At 70.0% G+C, this 19,242-nt stretch carries 22 protein-coding genes and 2 pseudogenes; 17 read left to right on the plus strand and 7 right to left on the minus strand.

The window, feature by feature from the left end:
• Positions 1 to 343 precede the first annotated feature (343 nt).
• Together G5C60_RS11830 and G5C60_RS11835 are read right to left on the minus strand one after the other, a co-directional pair.
• On the minus strand, positions 344 to 496 hold the full coding sequence (locus G5C60_RS11830; RefSeq protein ID WP_165257881.1) for a hypothetical protein: 153 nt from the start codon (positions 494 to 496) through the stop codon (positions 344 to 346).
• Positions 493 to 1,323 (minus strand): IS5 family transposase, encoded by an 831-nt coding sequence (locus tag G5C60_RS11835; protein ID WP_165257884.1) that lies wholly within the window; start codon positions 1,321 to 1,323, stop codon positions 493 to 495. Before G5C60_RS11835 ends, G5C60_RS11830 begins: the two co-directional genes overlap by 4 nt.
• A gap of 147 nt (positions 1,324 to 1,470) precedes the next feature.
• Here G5C60_RS11835 and G5C60_RS11840 point away from each other — a divergent pair, with 147 nt between their 5' ends.
• The 5 genes and pseudogenes from G5C60_RS11840 to G5C60_RS11860 all read left to right on the plus strand — a co-directional run bounded on the left by G5C60_RS11840 (position 1,471) and on the right by G5C60_RS11860 (position 5,630).
• Positions 1,471 to 1,806 (plus strand): Erv1/Alr family FAD-linked sulfhydryl oxidase, encoded by a 336-nt coding sequence (locus tag G5C60_RS11840; protein ID WP_241266701.1) that lies wholly within the window; start codon positions 1,471 to 1,473, stop codon positions 1,804 to 1,806.
• Between the two features lie 174 nt (positions 1,807 to 1,980).
• Positions 1,981 to 3,057 carry a tyrosine-type recombinase/integrase gene (locus tag G5C60_RS11845; protein ID WP_165257886.1) on the plus strand — a complete coding sequence of 359 codons (1,077 nt, stop codon included), beginning with the start codon at positions 1,981 to 1,983 and terminating at the stop codon, positions 3,055 to 3,057.
• Positions 3,054 to 3,377 (plus strand): annotated as a pseudogene (locus G5C60_RS54060) (helix-turn-helix domain-containing protein). The gene G5C60_RS11845 and the pseudogene G5C60_RS54060 overlap by 4 nt, the downstream one beginning before the upstream one ends.
• The gene (locus G5C60_RS11855; RefSeq protein ID WP_206439383.1) at positions 3,374 to 4,669 is read left to right on the plus strand and encodes a site-specific integrase; all 1,296 of its coding nucleotides are present in this window, start codon (positions 3,374 to 3,376) and stop codon (positions 4,667 to 4,669) included. The pseudogene G5C60_RS54060 and the gene G5C60_RS11855 overlap by 4 nt, the downstream one beginning before the upstream one ends.
• 181 nt (positions 4,670 to 4,850) lie before the next feature.
• Positions 4,851 to 5,630: a class I SAM-dependent methyltransferase gene (locus G5C60_RS11860; RefSeq protein WP_338145786.1), complete on the plus strand. Its 780-nt coding sequence runs from the start codon at positions 4,851 to 4,853 to the stop codon at positions 5,628 to 5,630.
• Between the two features lie 438 nt (positions 5,631 to 6,068).
• Here G5C60_RS11860 and dctA read toward each other — a convergent pair whose 3' ends face one another.
• Together dctA and G5C60_RS11870 are read right to left on the minus strand one after the other, a co-directional pair.
• A complete protein-coding gene (dctA, locus tag G5C60_RS11865; RefSeq protein WP_165257895.1) occupies positions 6,069 to 7,445 on the minus strand; it encodes a C4-dicarboxylate transporter DctA in 1,377 nt (458 codons plus the stop codon).
• Positions 7,442 to 8,560 (minus strand): PrpF domain-containing protein, encoded by a 1,119-nt coding sequence (locus G5C60_RS11870; protein WP_165257898.1) that lies wholly within the window; start codon positions 8,558 to 8,560, stop codon positions 7,442 to 7,444. Before G5C60_RS11870 ends, dctA begins: the two co-directional genes overlap by 4 nt.
• A gap of 132 nt (positions 8,561 to 8,692) precedes the next feature.
• Here G5C60_RS11870 and G5C60_RS11875 point away from each other — a divergent pair, with 132 nt between their 5' ends.
• Together G5C60_RS11875 and G5C60_RS51850 are read left to right on the plus strand one after the other, a co-directional pair.
• On the plus strand, positions 8,693 to 9,598 hold the full coding sequence (locus tag G5C60_RS11875; protein WP_165257962.1) for a LysR substrate-binding domain-containing protein: 906 nt from the start codon (positions 8,693 to 8,695) through the stop codon (positions 9,596 to 9,598).
• A 120-nt stretch (positions 9,599 to 9,718) separates the two neighbouring features.
• On the plus strand, positions 9,719 to 9,958 hold the full coding sequence (locus G5C60_RS51850; protein WP_241266702.1) for a Scr1 family TA system antitoxin-like transcriptional regulator: 240 nt from the start codon (positions 9,719 to 9,721) through the stop codon (positions 9,956 to 9,958).
• Here the strand turns inward: G5C60_RS51850 and G5C60_RS11885 are convergent.
• Positions 9,951 to 10,190, minus strand: coding sequence for a hypothetical protein (locus tag G5C60_RS11885; protein WP_165257901.1), 240 nt, complete (start codon positions 10,188 to 10,190; stop codon positions 9,951 to 9,953). The genes G5C60_RS51850 and G5C60_RS11885 overlap by 8 nt on opposite strands.
• A 42-nt stretch (positions 10,191 to 10,232) precedes the next feature.
• On the opposite strand from G5C60_RS11885, the gene G5C60_RS11890 reads away from it, so the two are divergent.
• From G5C60_RS11890 to G5C60_RS11915, 8 genes are all read left to right on the plus strand, one after another.
• Complete coding sequence (locus G5C60_RS11890; RefSeq protein WP_241266703.1) at positions 10,233 to 10,478, plus strand: hypothetical protein; 246 nt, start codon at positions 10,233 to 10,235, stop codon at positions 10,476 to 10,478.
• 709 nt (positions 10,479 to 11,187) lie between these two features.
• On the plus strand, positions 11,188 to 11,718 hold the full coding sequence (locus G5C60_RS11895) for a hypothetical protein (protein WP_241266704.1): 531 nt from the start codon (positions 11,188 to 11,190) through the stop codon (positions 11,716 to 11,718).
• A 17-nt stretch (positions 11,719 to 11,735) separates the two neighbouring features.
• Positions 11,736 to 12,926 carry a M20/M25/M40 family metallo-hydrolase gene (locus tag G5C60_RS11900; RefSeq protein ID WP_165257904.1) on the plus strand — a complete coding sequence of 397 codons (1,191 nt, stop codon included), beginning with the start codon at positions 11,736 to 11,738 and terminating at the stop codon, positions 12,924 to 12,926.
• Between the two features lie 10 nt (positions 12,927 to 12,936).
• Positions 12,937 to 13,395 (plus strand): asparagine synthase-related protein, encoded by a 459-nt coding sequence (locus G5C60_RS11905; protein WP_165257907.1) that lies wholly within the window; start codon positions 12,937 to 12,939, stop codon positions 13,393 to 13,395.
• A gap of 75 nt (positions 13,396 to 13,470) precedes the next feature.
• Positions 13,471 to 13,740: a hypothetical protein gene (locus G5C60_RS51855; RefSeq protein ID WP_241266706.1), complete on the plus strand. Its 270-nt coding sequence runs from the start codon at positions 13,471 to 13,473 to the stop codon at positions 13,738 to 13,740.
• Positions 13,737 to 15,098, plus strand: a complete 1,362-nt coding sequence (locus G5C60_RS53635; RefSeq protein WP_338145787.1) for an ATP-binding cassette domain-containing protein — start codon at positions 13,737 to 13,739, stop codon at positions 15,096 to 15,098. The genes G5C60_RS51855 and G5C60_RS53635 overlap by 4 nt, the downstream gene beginning before the upstream one ends.
• Positions 15,046 to 15,330 (plus strand): hypothetical protein, encoded by a 285-nt coding sequence (locus G5C60_RS51865; protein WP_338145788.1) that lies wholly within the window; start codon positions 15,046 to 15,048, stop codon positions 15,328 to 15,330. Before G5C60_RS53635 ends, G5C60_RS51865 begins: the two co-directional genes overlap by 53 nt.
• A 115-nt stretch (positions 15,331 to 15,445) precedes the next feature.
• The gene (locus G5C60_RS11915) at positions 15,446 to 15,583 is read left to right on the plus strand and encodes a hypothetical protein (protein ID WP_165257910.1); all 138 of its coding nucleotides are present in this window, start codon (positions 15,446 to 15,448) and stop codon (positions 15,581 to 15,583) included.
• Between the two features lie 341 nt (positions 15,584 to 15,924).
• Here the strand turns inward: G5C60_RS11915 and G5C60_RS51050 are convergent, their stop codons facing one another.
• The gene (locus G5C60_RS51050; protein WP_206439386.1) at positions 15,925 to 16,596 is read right to left on the minus strand and encodes a hypothetical protein; all 672 of its coding nucleotides are present in this window, start codon (positions 16,594 to 16,596) and stop codon (positions 15,925 to 15,927) included.
• A 451-nt stretch (positions 16,597 to 17,047) separates the two neighbouring features.
• Here G5C60_RS51050 and G5C60_RS51055 point away from each other — a divergent pair, with 451 nt between their 5' ends.
• Positions 17,048 to 18,028, plus strand: a complete 981-nt coding sequence (locus tag G5C60_RS51055; protein WP_206439387.1) for a hypothetical protein — start codon at positions 17,048 to 17,050, stop codon at positions 18,026 to 18,028.
• Positions 18,029 to 18,128: 100 nt separating this feature from the next.
• Here G5C60_RS51055 and G5C60_RS11925 read toward each other — a convergent pair whose 3' ends face one another.
• Positions 18,129 to 18,638 (minus strand): MarR family winged helix-turn-helix transcriptional regulator, encoded by a 510-nt coding sequence (locus G5C60_RS11925; RefSeq protein ID WP_165257925.1) that lies wholly within the window; start codon positions 18,636 to 18,638, stop codon positions 18,129 to 18,131.
• Between the two features lie 384 nt (positions 18,639 to 19,022).
• Here G5C60_RS11925 and G5C60_RS11930 point away from each other — a divergent pair.
• Positions 19,023 to 19,242: pseudogene (locus tag G5C60_RS11930) on the plus strand (oxidoreductase); the annotation flags it as partial.

The raw sequence follows: 19,242 nt of genomic DNA on the forward strand, positions 1-19,242 counted from the left end.
CGGGTTGTTCGTGAACCGGCCGGCGTCCCGCCTGGACCGGATCGGGAACCGTTCCCCCCGGATCCTGCGTGACCTCTTGACGTGTTGTCGGCTGATGGTGAGGGGACCGAGTGAGAGCGCGGACGATGGTGAGCGTGGCGGTATCGGCCTGTGTGGCGCTGGTGGCGTGCGCGTGCGGTCCGGACAGGGCGAAGGAGGACACGGACGCGAAGCCTTCGTAGCCGTCCGCGTCCACGCGGGGCGAAGAGCCGTCGGCCGCGCCGTCCGTGTCCGCTCGGACCGAGAAGCCGCCGGCCGAGCCGACCGGCGACCAGCCCGCGCCCAGGACGAAGGAGGGCGCGATTCAGCATCTCTTCGGCGGCCGGTGGAACCCCTCCAGCTGCGCGGAAAGCTCCGCGATCCGCTCCTTGGCCGCGTCGACCTGCCCGGTGATATCCCGTTCCTGCTCCTCCAGCCGCGCCAGCACCGCGCCGAGGGTGAGCTGATCGCCCCTCATACGGTGTGCCAGGACGGCGCGGTCGCTCCGGTCAGCCGGCGCAGTATCACCGCGGTCATCGCCCAGTACACCCGCGACTCGGAGGTGCGGGGCTGGTGTTCGTAGTCGCGTGCCAGCCTGCGGTGCAACATCAAGATCCCGTAGGCGCGCTCCACGATCCACCGCTTGGCCTGGGGAACGAAGCCGGTCTGCGCGGGGTTGCGCTCCACGACCTCCACCTCGATGCCGGCCTTCTCCCCGTGCGCGACGACGGCGTTCTTGAAGCCCTGGTCGATCAGAGCCTTCTGAACGGTGTCGGTGTCGGCGGCGACCTTGTCCAGCAGCGTGATGCCGACGGCGTTCTCGTGCGCCGAGGCAGCCACCACGACCACCGCGATCACCAGCCCCAGCACGTCAACGGCCAGGCCGCGCTTGCGGCCCGGTACCTTTTTTGCCGCATCACGCCCCGTCGACTGCGCGGGAACCCCGGCCGCCGCGTGCACACTCTGGGTGTCGAGCACCACCAGGCTCGGGTCCGCCTTTCGGCGCGCCTTCTCCCGCACCTGCCAGCGCAGCAGATCGTGGATGCTCTGGTCGGTGCCGTCGTCACGCCAGGTGTAGCAGTAGTACTTCACCGCGCCGGGCGGCGGGAAGTCGTGCGGGAGCAGGTCCCACTGGCAGCCGGTGCGGCCCTGGTAGAGCAGCGCGTTGACGATCTCCCGCATTGCGTACCGGCCCTGGTGGCCGCTGACCGAGGGGTGCGCGGCCTTCCACGCGGTGATCACCGGCTCCACCAGCGCCCACTGCTCATCGGTCAGGTCCGACTTGTAGGGCTTGCGCTCGCTCACGACGACCAGCCCAGCACGCCCATGGCCGCCGGCCGGACGGGATGCCGCACTGGTACACGTTCAGGTGACGACGAAGCGCCTAAGCTCTCTCATACCGCCCTCTCAGATCGGTATACGCGTGCCTTGTCCGACGGGAGCGAGCGAGCCGTGAACGTTGTTGACCATCGCCATGAGCGTGATATCGCTGCCGAGCTGGGTGGCCCGGCGCCCTACGACTCGGCCTGGCTGAACGGTCAGGGCCGCTCCCTGGACGTGGACAGCACCGCGGTGGCCCGGTTGTACGGGGCGGCTCGGGACGGCTGCGACCACTGCCGCGAGGACCTGCTGGAGCAACTGGGCCAGGACCCGGGCCAGGTGGCCGCTCTGGCCCTGTGGGCCTGTACGCACGTGATGGACACCTTCAACGACCTGCCCATGGAGATGCTCGAGCGAGGCGATCCGGCCTTTCGACGGCTGGCGCAGGCCTACTCGGGTGAGCAATAGTCCCCGGGTTCCGTGTTCGTCCGCAGTTCCCTGGCACGACTGAGAGTGCCTGGACCTGGGCCTGTTACCTCGTCCGGGTGACTGCCGGCCGTTCTGACCCAACCTCATCCGTAGTGCGCAACTCTCATCCCTGTCGGGATTCCTTCAGTCTGGGTGAAGTCGTGGAGGCGTGGGTTGGCTCTGGCCGTAGTGCGCGATCTGCGTGAGTACCGGGCGCCGGTGAGCGAGGAGGAGCTCGCCGAGTTCGAGACCGACGTGCTGGCGGGGTTCCTACTCGCGCGGGCCTCGGCCGGTCTGGTCGACAGCACGATCCGCAACGACACCAACCATCTGGAGCTGATCCGGGACTGGTTCGGCCGTCCGCTGTGGGAGATGGAGCCGGCCGACGCCGACGTCTATTTCGGCAAGGTGCTGCGCGGCGCCAAACCGTCGACCCGGACCGGCCGGGCGAGTGCGCTGGCGGTGTTCTTCCAATTCCTTGAGCTGCGGCACAAGGTCGAGTTGCACAACCTCACCGGCCGTGTGGTCGAGTGCCCGCTGGACGAGATGAACCGGCCGCGGGCCTCGTTGGAACCGCAGCTGCGGATCCCGCCCAGCGAAGCAGAGATCGAGGAGCTGTTCGCGGGGTGGCGCGAGGAGCTGGTGACCTGCCGCAAGTTCGGCCCGGCCGCCCGCAACTACGCGGTGGCCCGGCTGGCGGCCGACGTGGGGCTGCGGATCAACGAGGCACGGATGCTCGACCTGGACGATGTCCGGTGGGAGCTGGGCCGGTTCGGCAAACTCAATGTCAGGCACGGCAAGGGATCCCGGAGGCGTGGGCCGAAGCCGCGGCTGGTGCCGCTGATCAACGGCGCCGACCGCAACCTGCGCTGGTTCATTGAGGACGTGTGGGGCCACTTCGACGCCGACCACACCAGGCCCGGTGCCCCGCTGTTCCCCTCCGAGCGCAAGAACCGGGACGGCTCCTGCTCGCGGGCGACCGCCGATGTCTTCCGCCGGTCGCTGGCCGATGCCGCGGCTCAGCACCTGCCCACCTGGGCCGGGAGGCTCACCCCGCACGTGCTGCGGCATTTTTGTGCCTCCCAGCTTTATCTCGCCGGCATGACCTTGTTCGCCATCCAGGAACTACTCGGACATACCTGGACCGGAACCACGGCCCGGTATATCCACGTCCACGGCACCCATGTCGAAGACGCCTGGGTCGCCGGACAACAGCGCGCCACCGACCGATGGAAAGGACTGGCCCAGTGAAGTGGAACCTTCGCCTGGCGGCCGCCAACCGCGGCATCTGGAAGGCCAGCGAACTCCAGCGGATGCTCGCCGAACGCGGCGTGGTGATCAGCGCGGGGAAGATGTCGGGCCTGTGGTCCGGCCAGCCGAACACCGTCAAGCTCGACGAGCTGGACGTCATCTGCGCCGTGCTCGGCTGCGGCGTCGAGGAACTGCTCTAGCCCGAGACGGAGAAGGTGCCGGAGCCGATGCCGGCGATCGACTCACAGGCCACCGCGGTGGGCCAGCCGCGCACCGTCGCCCCGCGTCCTCGCACCGGCAGGTCTCTGCCACCGCGATGACCTGCGTGCACTGCGGCAAGCCGCTGCCCGAAGGATCGCGGCGAGACCGGGCCTACTGCGACCACACATGCCGAGCTCTGGGCTCCTACTACCGGCGCAAGGCGAGCGTCCCACCGCCGCCGCGCTGGCAGCACCCCGCCCTGACCTCGGACAACCCCGCGCTGCGGTCGGCCGCGGCCCACGCCAAGCAGCTCGGCGAGACCAACGGATGGTCGCCGTCACTCGTGCGGTGCGCGATGGATGGCCTGACGGCGGTGCTGGAGGACCGCCCGCCTGGCAAGCCCGTGAAGCTCACCGAAGTCCGTGCGCGAATACCGCGACACGCTTCCAGCCATCGGGTCGCCGAGGTCCTCACCGACCTGGAACTTCTGGAAGATGACAGCACCTTGGCGATCCGCTCCTGGATCGACGACCGCACCGCCGAACTGCCCGCCGGCTTCGCCAGCGACGTCCGCGCCTGGCTGCTGGTCCTGCTCGACGGCGACAGCCGTGCCAAGCCCCGGTCCCGCACCTGCCTCTACGTCTACTTCGGCTGCGTTCGCCCCCTGCTGGAGAACTGGGCGGCGACCCGTGGGCACCTGCGCGAGATCACCGTCACCGACGTCACGGCCGTGCTGTCACCCCTGCGCGGATGGCAGCGGCGCAACGCGATCGCCGCACTACGCTCGCTGTTTCGCTTCGCCAAGAAACGCGGCCTGATCTTCGCCAACCCCACCACCCGCCTGAAGGCCGAGGACATCCAGCGCAACCTGCTGCCGATGACCGACGCCGAGGTCCTCGCCGTCCAGCGGATCGCCGCCACCCCGGCGCAACAGCTGATCGTCGCCCTGGCCGCCGTCCACGCCGCCCGCGCTGCGGCCATCCGACGCCTCACCTTGGACGACCTCGACCTGCCCAACCGCCGGATCACCATCGCCGGACACGCCCAACGGCTTGGCGAACTGTCTCATCAGACCCTGCTGGCCTGGCTCGCCCAGCGTCGCAACACCTGGCCGAAGACTCCCAACCGGCACGTATTGATCAACGCGAAGACCGCCCTGGGAACCGAGCCTGTCAGTGCCGAATACCTCAAGCGGCACCTGCTGCACCAGGGCGTCTACCTCGAACGCATCCGCGGCGACCGGGTCCTGCACGAAGCACTGACCGTCGGCGCCGACCCGTTGCACCTCGCCCTGGTCTTCAACCTGTCCCACACCGCCGCGAGCCGCTACGCGACCATCGCCCAGGACCTGCTCGACGACCGGACGGGAGTCCGCCGAGATGCGGTCGGAAGGGAGAGCGGGCGCTCTTGACGGCTGCCCGTAAAGGGATCCCCGACCGAACGATGCTGGCGGAGCAGGCAGAAAAGACCGGCACGGCTGCTGTCGAGGAGCTGCCGTTAAACCAGTGGCGTCCCCGTGGACGAGCCTCATAGCTTGTGCGCTCGTGACAGATGATCCGAAGACGCGCCCGAATCGACATGACCTCGGTCGGGTGTTCAACGAGGTGCCGGAGCTCTACGACCGGGTCAGGCCGGGATACCCCGACGAGCTGTTCGCGGACCTTGTCACCGTCACCGGCATGGACGAAAGGTCGTCGGTGCTGGAGGTGGGCTGCGGTACCGGTCAGGCGACGCGCTCGCTGGCAGCGCTCGGATGCTCAGTGACCGCCATCGAGCCGGGCGCAGACATGGCCGCACTCGCTCGCCAACGGATCGCCTCCTTCCGCAACGTCGAAGTCGAGACGTCGACGTTCGAGGAGTGGGACGACCGTGGCCGACGCTTCGATGCTCTCGTGGCCGCGCAGTCGTGGCACTGGGTCGACCCGTCGATCGGCTGGCAGCGAGCGCACGACGTGCTCCATCCCGGAGGCTGGATGGCGCTGCTCGGCCACGTCGTTGTCCGCCTGCCGGGAGAGCCGGAGGTGTACGCCGAGACCGCCGATCTCCTCGAGCAGTTCTGCCCCGGGAACCCCGAATGGGGTCATCCTCCCCTGGAGGCCGACGTGCGCAACACCGACGAGGGCTGGGGCCTGGTCGAAGACCCCGGAGGACTGTTCGGCCCAACGATCGTGCGCTGGTATCCGACCGTTCAGTGGTTCAACGGGGACGGCTTTGCCGATCACCTTCGCTCGTTGTCGCTGTACCGGAGGCTCGACCGCGACGTCCGAGAGCCCCTGCTCGACGCCGTAGCCGAGCGCATCCGCACGCGGATGGGCGATCGAGCATCACGCCGTTACCTGAGCGTCCTCCGTGTCGGACAGCGCACCGAGTGAGCCCAGTGGTGAAGGACCTGCCGATTCAGCGGCAACGGACCCGCCGCACTTTCACGCCTGCCTGCCGGAAACGCCGTGGGTTCCCAGTGAAAGCACCTCAGTCACGCTGAACTCACGGCCGACGTGCCGGTAAGAACACTGTCACCAGCCGCAAACGAGGGGTGTCACGTCCGGCGATGTGTGGCGGGGTCGCGCTCCGCGACGTGTCGGGCGACCGAGTCGACTCCGGGGCGGGCGTATCGCTCCGGGGAGCGGGCGGAGGCGTGCCGGGAGCGGCCGGCGGGCGGACTGCGCGGCGCAGAAGCCGGCGTTTCCGCTGCCGACCAGGAGGACGCCCAGTGTTCCGCGCGTCCTGCCATGGGCTCTCCTGCTCATGCGAGGAGGCCGGTCCGGAGTCGGAGCTCCGGACCAGCCGTCCCAGGGGTTGTGCAGTGCGCGTCAGCCGATGGCAGGCACCGGGGCGGGGGCCGGTTCCGGCGCCGTCTTCGGGGCGTCGGCCTCGGCGGGGGTGTAGGGGATCTCCCCGCGCAGGACGGCCTTGGCGCGGTCCTCGTCGAGCTGGCCCTCCCAGCGGGCCACGGCGATGGTGGCGACGCCGTACCCGACGGTACTGGTCAGGGCGCGGGCCTCGGACATGAAGCGGTCGATGCCGAAGATCAGCGCCAGCGCGGCGACCGGCACGTGCGGGATCGCGCTGAGGCTCGCGGCCAGGGCGACGAATCCGGAGCCGGTGACGCCGGCGGCGCCCTTGGAGGTGAGCAGCATGACGGCGAGCATGGTCAGCTGCTGGCCGAGGCTGAGGTCGATGTCCATCGCCTGAGCCAGGAAGACAGCGCCTGTGGTGAGGTAGATCGCGGTGCCTTCGAGGTTGAAGGAGTAGCCGGCGGGGACCGTCAGGCCGACGACCGGCTTCGAGGCGCCGAGGTGCCCCAGCTTGCCGATCAGCCGCGGCAGGACCGGTTCGCTGGACGAGGTGCCGAGGACGATGAGCAGTTCGTCCTTGATGTAGCGGATGTACGGCAGCAGGCGCAGCCCGTTGAGGCGCATGACCGAGCCGAGGACGACCAGGACGAAAAAGAGGGCCGTGAGCCAGAAGGAGCCGACCAGCAGGAAGAGGTGACGCAGGGTGTCAAGGCCATAGTTGCCGATGGTGAACGCCATCGAGCCGAAGGCGCCGACGGGCGCGAGCCGCATGACCCAGCGGATGACGATGAACATCACCTTGGAGAGGCTCTCCACCCCGCGCTTGATGCCCGTTCCGGCCTCACCGGCGGCCTGGATGCCGAAGCCGAAGATGATCGAGACCATGAGTACGGGCAGGATCTCCTCGCCGGTCATCGCGCTGATGAGGGTCTGCGGGATGATCGAGAGCATGAAGTCGGCGAAGCCCTCATGCTGAGCCGTGGCCTCCTCGGGCAGCCCCGACGTGCTCAGCGTGCTCGGGTCGACGTGCAGCCCGTCGCCCGGCTTGACGACGTTGACGACGACCAGGCCGATGACCAGAGCGATCGTGGTCAGGATCTCGAAGTAGACCAGCGCCTTCAGCCCGACCCGGCCGACGGCCTTCATGCTCTCCAGGGAGGAGATGCCGTGGACCACCGTGCAGAAGATGAGCGGTGCGATGGTCATCTTCACCAGAGCGATGAAGCCGTCGCCCAGGGGCTGCAGCTCGGCGCCGAAGGCCGGCCACAGCCAGCCCACGGCGGCGCCCGCGAGGACGCCGATCAGGCACTGGATGTAGAGGTGGGACAGCATCCGCCGGATGCGGCCCGGTGGTGTGGCAACGGTGCCCTGGGCAGCGTCTTTGCGGCTCATGCGGGGCGTCCTTCCAGGACGGGAACGAGGAGTTCGGCTCGGGCGATGCGGCGGGCGGCGCGGTGCAGCAGCACCGTGGGGGACGCGCTGTCCGGTGCGGGGACGGTCTCGGCGGTGATCACGCCGGCGGGGGTGCCCAGGCGCAGCGTGCCGTCGGCGGTGGGCCGGGCGACGCGGTGGGCCAGTGTGCCGGGGATGGCGGCGGCGGTGGCCAGGGCGACGGCCGAGGTGAGGCCGATCGCCGGGTGCGGGGCGTGCATGGAGACCATGCGCACGGCCAGGTCGTACTCGGCCTGAGCGACCAGAACGCCGTGAGTGGTCCGGTATGAGGCAGGTCGGGCCAGCGCGCCGACCTTCGGCACCGCGTGGCTGATCGGGTCGTTCTCGTCGACCAGGCCCATGGCGAGGGCCGCCTGCCGGCGCAACACGGTGAGGGCGGGCACCACAGCGGTGAATTCGTCGAGGGTCGCACCGCCGTCGAGGCCGAACGCCTTGCCTTCGAAGAGCGCGGCGGGAGCCCCGGCGTCGACGCAGGACACCTCCACGGGTCCGCCGGGCCCGGTCAGGGTGTCCACGACATGCCCCGTGGGCAGCGCCCGGCCGGTGGTGGAACCCGCCGGGTCCTGGAACCCGAGCAGCACCGGCACACCAGGTGCGTCGGTACCCGGCACCCTGGCCGTGCCCTCGTCGGGAGCGGCGCGGCCGGGCGTGGGGATCGTGCCGGTGAGGCGGCCCCCGGTGTTGACGTTGAGCATCCGGACGGTGGTGGACTCCGACGTGATCGGTACGAGGCCGTGATGGACGGCGTAGAGGACGACGGCGGTGGCGCAGTTGCCGCAGTTGCTGGCCCACTCGACCCGCGCGTCGCCGATGCCGACCTGTGCGAAGGCGTACTCGACGTCGACGCCCTGCTCGCTCGACGCCTGGACGACGGCGGCCTTGGAGGTGGTGGAGGAGGCGCCGCCCACGCCGTCGATCTGGCGGGGGTCGGCGGCGTTGAAGGCCGCGAGCAGGAGGGTTTCGACGTCCACGCCGGTCGCCACCACGTCCTGGTGGTCGAAGACCCAGCACTTGCTGGTCCCGCCGCGGATCATCTCGCCCTGCAGACGCAACACAACAGACTCCTTGTGGAAACCCCGACGGCACTTCCGTCCGGGGTGCGATCCACAGTGAGTGACAGCAGCGTGAAGTACAATCTCGAAAATATGCATGGGTATTAAGCTGAAGTGAATGCTGGAGGTGGCATGGTGCTCGACGTACGGCGCATCCTGCTCTTCACGGAGGTTGCCCGCCGCGGCTCCGTCACTGCGACCGCACGCGCCCTGAACTACACTCCGTCAGCGGTATCGCAGCAGGTCAGCCGCCTGGAGTCAGAGGCTGGACAACCGCTGCTCGAGCGCCATGCGCGGGGCGTCACCCTCACCGACGCGGGGCGCGCGCTGGCCGGGCGCGGAGAGCGGATCGAGCGCGAGCTGAAAGCCGCGGACAACGAACTCGCCGACTTCGCGGGACTGCGCACGGGCACGCTGCGTGTCGGCACGTTCCCCACCGTCGGAGCTTCCCTGCTGCCCCGAGCGGTGATCGCCTTCCGTGAGGCACATCCCGGCGTACGGCTGACGGTGCGCAGTGCCCGTATCGCCGGCCTCTGGTCGATGCTGGAGAACCGGGAAATCGAAATGTCCCTGATGTGGGACTACGACTGGTGCCGCATCGAGCGGGAGGACTCGGTCGTCGCCCCGCTCGCCGACGACCCCCCGGCGCTCCTCGTCGGCGACAGCCACCCCCTCGCGGGCCGATCCTCGGCCACCCTCGCCGACCTCGCGGACGACCCGTGGATCACCCGCGCCGATAACCACCCGGTGGCCGAGGCACTCGAACGCAGTTGCCGTACCGTCGGCTTCGAGCCGCAGATCGCCTACGAGGCCCACGACTACCAGGAGGCCCAGGCCATGGTCGCGGCCGGCATCGGGGTCGCGCTGGCCCCTGCCCTGGCTCTGGAGGGCATCCGCCCCGGCGTCAGCGTCCTGCCCCTGCAGCCGCCCGCCCCGGTCCGCCGCATCCTGCTCGTCCGCATGGCCGACCACGCCCTCACGCCCGCCGCCCAGACCTTCGCGGGCCTGCTGCGCGAGAGTGCCGCGGTGCGGACTTCCTGAGCGTCCCGTACACGCGCCGGGGCCCCGGACTACGGAGACTGGTGATGATCAGTGGGCGTGATCACTTCCGTTGTGGTGGCCCAGTTCGGTGAGGGGGCGTCATCCTGAAAATGAGCAAGGATGCGGGAGCAGTACGAGGAGATCACGAGGCTGGCGTCCCTGCCCAACGTAAGCGTTCAGGTCCTCCCCCAGACGCTGCGCGGATATCTCTCCGTGCACCCCTACTCGGACAGCACCTTCCGGCACGGCTTCGAGGTACGCGAGCTGACTGACCTGCACGAGGCCTGCCTGCGCCTAGACCCGCACACCCTGCAGCCCGCCGCGGAGCGGGCTCTGCAAGTGCTGTTCAGACTCAGCTGACCCGGTCCTGTTCGGCTCCCTGACCGGCGCCTACACGCCCGGCGACGAGGACGACGAGGACGACGACCAGGAGTACACCCTCACGAGGCAGACCGTCGGCTCCGAAGCCGTCATCACCCTGTCCCCGCACGTTGACTGAGACCACCTGCGCCGTGGTGGCCGAGACCCCAGCACTCCCGGCTGCCACGGCCGTGCAGAATCCCGTCCTGGCCTGCTGGGCACCGGTGGCCATCGCGGCACCGTGTGGCGAGATTCGAACGGCAGTACCTTTGGGGTGGCGCAGAAAGAGAAGACGTACGACTTCCCCAAGATGCTCATCGAGGTCCAGGACGAGCTCGACGAGGTACGAAGAGAACTGCAGACGCTGTTGAAGCAGCAGCCCTGGTCCGTCGAACCGATGCCCGCCTGGTCGACCCACGAGAACGCGTGGCGCCCGGCATCACGCCCCGAGTCCCCAGGCTGGGACCCCGCAGACCAGGAGCCATCGCCCGGCTGCGGGCGAGGCAGACCGAACTTGTGACTGTGATCGTCTGCCATCCATTCTGGTCCGAGATTGAGCTGGCCGAGCGCATGGCGGCCCGCAGTCAGCTCAAGCACCACCGCGAGCGGGTGCCGAAGGAGGTCGCGTCCTAGGCTCTCCGCCCTCCTCCGCCAGGGCTTGCACCGATAGACCCCGGCATGCCAGCGCCGCCGATTCCAGAGGAATCGCAGGTCAGTCGGAGTTGCATGGCTAAGACGAGGCGTGCATGGGCGAGACTTTCAGCGCGTACGGCTACGCGAGCCCGTCCGCCCCTCCCTCCGGCCACACCCGCAGGTGGGACGGGTGCCCCGCGTCCACGGCAAGCTGGTAGGGAGACCGAGTCGGCTGACCGTACGTCAACGGTGGTGGGCGAGGAGTCGTACGACTGGGTCCGTTGGAGGCGCCAGGCACCCCGGGTCTCTGAATGGCCTCCCGGCGGGGAACGCTTGGGGACACAGGCCGGTGGATGCGGAGAGGGGGTGTCCGTGGTCAGCAGTACTGACTCGGCGCTCAGGCGGGCCCGCGCAGCGCGGAACATGACGCTGGAGGAGGCGGCCGACGCCCTGAACACGATCACCGGTGGGGCGGCGGACGCGAGCTTGGTGAGCGCGTGGGAGTCGGGTCGGCGCCGTACGGGCAAGCGGAACCGGGCGGGGCTGTGTGAGCTGTACCGCGAACGCCCGGAGGTGCTGTTCGCCCACCAGCCAGTGTGCTGGAGACCTCCGGCACCGCGGTGGTCGTCAAGGTGCTCACCCGCTGGACGGACCTTGTCGAGGCGATGGTCGACGTGGCAGCCGGGGCGCGTGAGCAGCTGGTCGTCACCGGGTCCCGGAGCAGGGAGAAGGCGTATCTGGCGGCGATCGAGACGGCTGTGGCCCAGCACCCCGACCTGGTCCATTACCGGGTGCTGTACGGGCCTCCGCGGCACCGGGTGCTCGCCGACCACCTGGTGCGGCTGCTGGAGTTAAGTGATCCGTCCGCGCGCCGCAACGGCGTGAAGACGCTCCACATCGGGCTCGTCGAGCCGACTGAGGCGTTGGAACGCTTCTTCGTCGCCTCCGAGGTACAGGCCGTCGTGCCGCTGCCCAGCTTCCACGGGGCCGAGGGGTTCGACTGCGGCGTTGTGCTCAGTCGTGAGGCGGCCGTCGGGCTGGTCCACCATGGCCGGGAGGCGTGCGCGTCCGCGCGTCCGGTGGAGACGATGGAAGTCGTCCGCGCGCTGCCCGTACGGCACAACTGACCATGGTGGGGAGAGACGTGAGCGAGAACCTTCAGCAGGGCACCCAGGCGCGTACGGCGTCCGTGGTCGAGCTCGCCCAGGAGCTGATCCGTCGGCCCAGCCGGGGCGGGATCGACGACTATGGGCCTGTCCTTGCGGTGTTGGAGGACTGGCTCGTGGCCCGCGACCTGCCGCACCGGCGCCTGCACGACGATGCGGGCGAACTGGTGGGGCTGCTGGTGGAGATCCCCGGCGGTCGGCCGGGGAAGTGGTGGACCTTGGACGCGTGTGTGGACACCGCCCCGTACGGGGACGAGACCGCCTGGTCGTTCTCGCCGGACAGCGGTGACATCGTCGGCGGATGGCTGCTGGGCCGGGGTGCGGCGGACTCCAAGCTCGCCGCAGCGGTGTTCTGCCATATCGCCGCCGACCTGCTGCCCCGCGCCGCTGAGTTGCACGGAGGGCTCGCCGTGCTCCTGGACGTGGATGAGCACACGGGAGGCTTCGGCGGCGCCCGCGCCTACCTCGCCGATGAGGTCGCGGCGCGCCCGGCCGGGGTGATGATCGGCTACCCGGGGCTGGACGAGGTTGTGGTTGGCGGCCGTGGCCTGTGGCGGGCCACCATCGCCGTGCACGGCCCCTCCGGGCACTCCGGATCCAGCAAATCCGTGGTCGGCGCGATCTCTCGGGCCGCCCGCCTCGTGCGTCTCCTCGACGCGGCCGACCTGCCCGGCGTCGACGGCGGGGAGGGATTCCCGCTGCCGCCGAAGCTGTCGGTGACCTCCTTCCACGGCGGCCAGGGCTTCTCCGTCACCCCGGACCGGTGCGATCTCAACGTTGACGTCCGCATCACCCCGGCCTTCGACGCCCATGACGCCGAGACCCTCATCCGCAAGGCCGTCGCCGAGCTCGACGCGGAACTGCCCGCCCCGGCGCCCACGGAGATGGCCCCGGTGGTCGCATGGCCGCCCTTCCGCCTGGCCGAGGACGAGCAGCCGGCCGCCGCTTTGCTGGGCGCCGCCGCTAAGACGGGGCTCGTGGTCAAGGCGAAGACTGCGGGGCCGTCGAACATCGGCAACCTGCTGGCCGGGGAGGGCATCCCGGCCACGGCCGGTTTCGGGGTGCCGTACGAGGGGCTGCACGGCATCGACGAACGCGCCCACCTCGCCGAACTTCCCACGGTGTACGCCGTCTATCAGCGGGCCGTGCTCGACCTCCTTGGGGACTGACGTCCCAGAAGTGAACACCGGGATCGCCCCGGCCACCGTGGCACCGGAGACCGCCCTGGTCGCCCTGGAAGTCGCCACCCCACTCCTCGCGCGCCGAGGCCTGTGGACCCTCGCTCCGTTCACCGATCCGGAACTGGTGCGCTTCGGCCAGCGCCTCCCGCTGGAGTGGAAGCGCGACAAACGGCTGCTGACGATGCGGTTCGCCGCCCGCGGGCTGCCGGACGAGGTTGTACACCCGCCGCTGCGGGAGAACTTCGGTCACCTCATGAACCGCGCGGTGTACGAGTACAGCAGCAGCCTGCTCCGAAGCTGGGGCAAGGACCTGCACCTGGTCGAGCAGGGCTGTCTCGACGCGGCCGTGCTCGCCGAGACCATCGAACGCGCGGCCCTCGGATCCGACGAGGCGGCGCCGTACCGCACCGGCCTCTTCCTGATCACCGCCGTCGAACTGGCCCTGCGGGCCCTGTAGACACCCCGTCCACCACCCGGGCGACATCGGCTCAAAAGACTCCGGGCGCCCTGCGTACGCACCAGGATGGGGCGGGTGACGCCGTCCTCACCCGCCCCGAAACCCACCGGCTCCCCGCAGCAGGTCGGCTACCAAAGCGACCCGCACTTCGAGGACATCGCCAACGCCTCCTGGTGGCGGATGGCCGCCCGGCTCCCGCGCACGCTCGCCGCCGCCGACCGGCCCGCCATGCTGTGGCTCGGCCTGTGCCAGCTGGTCGTCGCCGTCTCCTCCGCGGTCGCGCTCGGCGCGCTGCCCGGTGCGATGAACCACCTCCTCGCCGCAGGCCAGGTCGCCGACGGGTGAGCGCGGCCACCCCCGCACTGATCGTGGTCGCCGTCGCGAGCGGGGTACGGGCCGGGGCGGACGCCCTCGCCGTGTATGCCTCCACCCGGCTGTCGCCGGAGGTCGCCACCGAGGCCGACCTCCAGATCCTGGCCGCCGCCCCGGAAGTGGAGTTGGAGGCGTACGACCGGCCCGGCTTCACCTACCGGCTCCAGGCCGCGGGCAAGGGCGCCGAAGCGACCGAGAACCTGATCGGCGACGCCCAGGCCCTCGTCTCCGCCCTCGCCCAGCTCATCGCCGCAGCCTCCGTTTTGACGGTCCTGCACCCCTTGCTTCTGCCTCTGCTCGTACTTGCCGTTGTGCCCAAGGGCGCCGCCGCCATCACCACGGCCCGCATCCAGCACCGCGCCGACTACCAGAACATCTCGGACAACCACCTGCGCTACCTGCTGCGGTACTACTCCACCGACCGCCGCACCGCCGCCGAGGTTCGCGCCACCACCATGGCCGGTTTCCTGAGCGCCTGGTACCGGCAGATCACCGACCGGATCAAGGCCACCCACCGTACGGCGGCTCCCCGCGTCCTGCGCGTCACCCTGCTCGGCTCCGCCGTCAGCGGGCTGATGCTCGGTGCGACCTGGGCCGCGCTCGGGTGGCTGGCGGCCACCGGGCGGATGGACCTGGCCATCGCCGCCACCGCGGTCATCGCGGTGCGCACCTCAACCGGCGCCCTGACCTCCCTGGTCCTGGCCGCAGCGAGGCTGTTCCGCACTTCGCTGTACCTGGATGACTGGCAGGCGTTCCTGCGCCGCGCGAAGGCCCTGCGCGCGGTCCGCGGCACCAAGGCGATCCCGGGCGGCGCCCCCGTCGAGATCCGCGCAGAGAACGTCACCTACACCTACCCCGGCGCCGACACTCCGGCGGTCGACGGGGTCAGCCTGACTCTGCGACGCGGCGAACTGATCGCGCTGGTCGGCGAGAACGGCTCGGGAAAGACCACCCTGTCCGCCCTGCTCACCGGACTGCGCATCGCGAACGGCGGCGGCACCGTGACCTGGGACGGCATCGACCTCGCCGAGGCGGACCCGCACAGCATGTGGTCCCGGGTCGGACTGGTCCCGCAGGACTACACCCGCTGGCCGATGGACCTGCGCGCCAACATTCACCTCGGCCAGCCCCGCACCGAGGACGACGCCCTCCTGCTGGACGCGGCGAAGGCCGCCGGCGCGGACAGCGTCATCGCCAAGGTCCCGTACGGACTGAACACCCTGATCGCCAGCTCCAAATTGGGGTGGCACCGATCTGTCCGGCGGACAGTGGCAGCGGATCGCCGTAGCCAGGGCTTTCTACAGGGATGCCGCCATGCTGATGCTGGATGAGCCGACGTCCGCGATGGACCCGCGCGCCGAGCACCTTGTGATCCGCCGCTTCAAAGAACTCGCCGCCGGCAAGGCCGCGGTGTTCGTGACGCACAACCTGGAGAACGCCCGCATCGCCGACCTCATTGTTGTTCTCGATCAGGGCCGCATCGCCGAGTCCGATACGTTCGAAGCGCTCCTGGATGCGGGCGGAATCTTCGCTGAGCTGTACAAACTCTCCCAGGACCGGTGAGAAGTCCTGCCAGGGTGTCCAGTGCCGCATCAGGCAACGTTCGCCCTGTCGGGTTGCTGCGGATCATCCGCATCCTGCTCCGCGAGGAGGGCGTCTCCGGCGCGCCGCCCCCTCGATGCGCCAGGCCGGCGGCGGCGCGATCGTCAACGTCAACTCCATCGCCGGCCTCGCGGCCGCACCGGGCCTCGTCGCGGACAGCGGCGCCGTCCTCCTGCTTGGAGACCCTGCGCCGCCCCGCTGGCCCGGTCGCTAGCCCCCGGTGTTGCTCAATCGTGCTCAGCACTGCCCACGGGAACCTCTGGTGTCTTGGGTTCCGGTCCGGCAGCAGGGCCCTCGGCCGGCGCGGGTACCGGCGCTGTCGCCGTGGCCCTGCGCCGAGACCTTCAGGCGTCATGGGCCCGGGTGAAACCGCCCGCAGAGTGGTCATGTTCGAGCGCAACTGCCCCGGCCAGCACGCCGGGTTCGCGGACCAACGCCTCGAGGGAGGCAGATGAGGGTAGGGATGAAGGAGTTTCTTGTCGTGGCCATTGAACGACAACGAGTGGCAGTACGCGCTTCTATCGGAGGACGTTGCCCCGCGGTACCGCGGTGGCCTCACTCCTCCGGGGACGAGTGTGACGGGGTCGGGGTGATTGTTGTGGTTGGTTGTCGCAGCAGTTGTTCGATGAGGCGTTCCTTGGCCAGGGTGAGGTGGCGCCGGTAGGTGCCGTAGGGCACCCCCAGTCGCCGGGCGGTGGCCTTGTGGGTGCACAAGGCCGTGATGTAGGTGGCGGAGAGAACCTCGTGCGCCTTGATGCCCGCGGGGTCGGTCTGTATCGCGTCGAGGGCGGTGGTGATGGCGCCGCGCAGGTCCGCGACCGGGTCGGGTGAGCCCGACGGCACGAGATGGGAGTGCAGCAGGACGCTGGTCGCGAATTCGCGTGGGGTGTGCCAGGTGCGCAGCGCTTCGAGCACGCCTTCCTCGAACGCGGCGGGCGGCAGCTGGTCGCCCGGCCCCCTCGTGGCGGCGGTCGTGGGCCATGTCGCTACGGGCGTGACCGCGGTGCGAGCCCGGTGTTGCACCCACTGTTCCACTGGTTGCCGTCGCCAGTCCCGGCCGAAGACGTGCTGTCGCAGGCCGCCGACGTCCACGGCCGTGACCTCCGGCATCCCGGCCTTGGCGAGGTAGCGTCCCCACCGGTCGGCGTCTTCGAAGACGGTGAAGGTCACCGCGCGTTTGTGGGTCCGCATCTCCTCGGCGATGGTGCGCCGGTTGGTGAGTTCCATCAGGGGTGAGGGGCCGCTGGTGCCCGCCGGGTTGTACCGCGAAGCGGCGGATGCCCAGGTGCTCGCCCGGTCCCAGGGGAGCGGCCGCCTCCACGAGGTCCCAGACTGCTGCGATTACCGGGTCTTCGGCGCGGTCCTCGGGCAGCGGTGCGTCCAGCCGCAGGATGGCCATGAATGACGCGGGTGCGGAGGAGCCCGCGTAGCGGTGGACGCGGAAGGCCTCCGGCTGGCGGCGCAGCCAGTGTGCGACCGCGGCTGCCGATGCCGGGCCCTCGGCCTCCTCGGCCATGCGCAGCACGCCGGGCACGTCTTCGGACCGGAGCGGAGTGTCCTCGATGTGGGGGTGCATCCGGTAGTTATACAGATTGTCCGGGCCGCCCTGGTCGCGGAAGAGGAACATCCATTCCGCGACTCGTAAGAGCGCGTCGTCGGCGGTGGCGGAGCGCACGGCGTGCAGGCCGGCGAGCGAGATGCGGGCGCGGACGTCGTCGTAGCGCTCGGGGTCCCGCCAGCGCAGGTCGGCCTCGAGGGTCGCCCGCACCGCGTCGTGCGGGTGCAGCCCTTCGGGTGTGGCCTCGAGGTAGGGAAGCTGGCGCAGCCAGGAGAACACCGTGTTGGTGTCCTGGTCACCCAGCACTTTGCGGAGCAGGGGCTCGCGGGTGACGTAGGCCTGCGCGACGACTTCGAGGGCGCGTCGGTGGACGGCGCCGGGCAGGTCGCCGACCAGCCGCTCGACCAGGGTCGTCAGGATGTCGCCGGTCGGCTCCCACGGTGCGCCGGGTGCGGCCGGGACGGAGGCGGCCAGCGAGAGGGCGAGCGGGCTGCCTCCGGCGAAGGCGACGAAGGCGCCGCGCTGCTCTGCGGGGACACCCCGGGCGGCGAGCAGGGCGTCGGACTGGGCGGCGTCGAGCGGCCGCACGGCCAGTGCGGTGAACAACTGCGCCCATCCAGGGTCCAGCGACCATTCGGCGTCGGGGGCGACCCTGCTGGCCACCACCACGATCGCGTGGTCGGCGAGCCGGAGCAGGAAGGTTTCGCGCAGCCACGTCTCGAGGGGCTGGCACTGCTCGAAGGTGTCGATGAGCAGCACCGTGCCGGGTTCGGTGCACGCCGGGGCGGCGGCCTCCTCGAGTCGGCGCGGATCGGCGTCGAGGAACCGTGCGTCCACGTGCACCACGCGGCGGCCGGTGAGCTCGGCCTGCCGGGTGGCGTAGCGCACCAGCGAGGACTTGCCGATGCCACCGGGGCCGTGCAGGTACGCCACAAACGGCGCTTGCGCCGCGCCCGAGAGCATCCGGTCGAGCACCGCCCGCTCCGGCTCCCTGCCCACCAGCGCACCGGCTCGTGCCGCGGCCAGCCGGCCCGCCAGGCCCCTCGCACCCAATCCGGGCTCCTCTCGTCAGGCCCATCTTGCCGTCGTAGATCCGATTGATGAAGCGCTTTCGACGTGAGTAGCACCGAGCGCGGGGCAGCACCCGGGACGGAGAGTGCTGCTCGCATGTATGCAGCACCGACTCGACGTCGTCCGGGTGCTACGCCACAGTCCCGCCTTTGCGGCGGCGAGGTGCGGCCGAGCGAGACGGCGTCGAGCGCATATGGTCGCGTACCGGCGCCAGCAGGCCGGCGAGAGCCTTGACGTCGTCGCGCGAAAGCGGCTCGAACAGGAGGCCGCTGACTACCTCGACGTGACCCGGCAGCACCTTCGCAAGCAGCGCACGCCCGGCATCGGTGATGGTGACGGTGATGCTCCGCTCGTCGTCCGGCGAGGGAGCGCGGATGACCAGGCCCTTCTTCTCGAGCAGATCCACCTGGTATGTCAGGCCGCTGCGGCTGTAGACGACGCCGTCGGCCAGGTCGGTCATGCGGTGACTGCCCGTCGGCGAGTCCCCGAGGCGGGCCAGCAGCTGGAACTGCACATAGCTGAGATCGCCGGCCTCGCGCAGCTGCTGCTCGACGGCATGCCGGAGCAGGCTGGTCACCTCGATGAGGTCGAAGTAAGTGCCGAGCTGCACGGGGTCGAGCGACGGCGGTGAATCAGGCATGACCGAAGTCTACTGCTTCGAATTCGAAGAGTGTGGGGTGCCGACTTCCAGTTACCGCAGGCGGCGCTGGAACCGAACTTCTCCGCGTGTTCGATGCCATCCCGGCCGGGTGTATTGGGCCGGACGCGAGGGTCTCACGGGTCTGATGTCGTGACCTCGTGCGCGCACGGTGTGGGCAGTGTTGGGCCCGGCTGAGCACCGCAGAACATGGAGATCGGGCAGTGGTGCGGCGCAGGGTTGCGAGCAGAAGGACGGCGCCGCCGCCCACGGATCTCGAGGACCGGCCATGAACATCCCTTACCTCGCGCAACGTCGTCCGCGGTCCTCCCCGGTGACGGCACGACAGCCCGGCCGCGGGGAGGAAGCCATGAACACGATGCCGGGATGAACACCGCCGCGTGGAGCCCGGTGTCTCTGGCCGTCCTGTGCGCCGGCGTCGGCTACGGGCGCCCGACCCGCTTGCTCGCGGACTGGGTCGCGGAGGCTGTGTGCCGGTCACTGGCGGCTGGTGGTGCGCGCGCCGAGGTGGAGGTGCTGGAGCTGCACCGGCTGGCGGCCGACCTCGCCCAGCACTCCACCCACGACCGCGTCAGCCTCGACCTGC

Source organism: Streptomyces scabichelini, assembly GCF_011045015.1.
Lineage (GTDB): Bacteria > Actinomycetota > Actinomycetes > Streptomycetales > Streptomycetaceae > Streptomyces > Streptomyces scabichelini.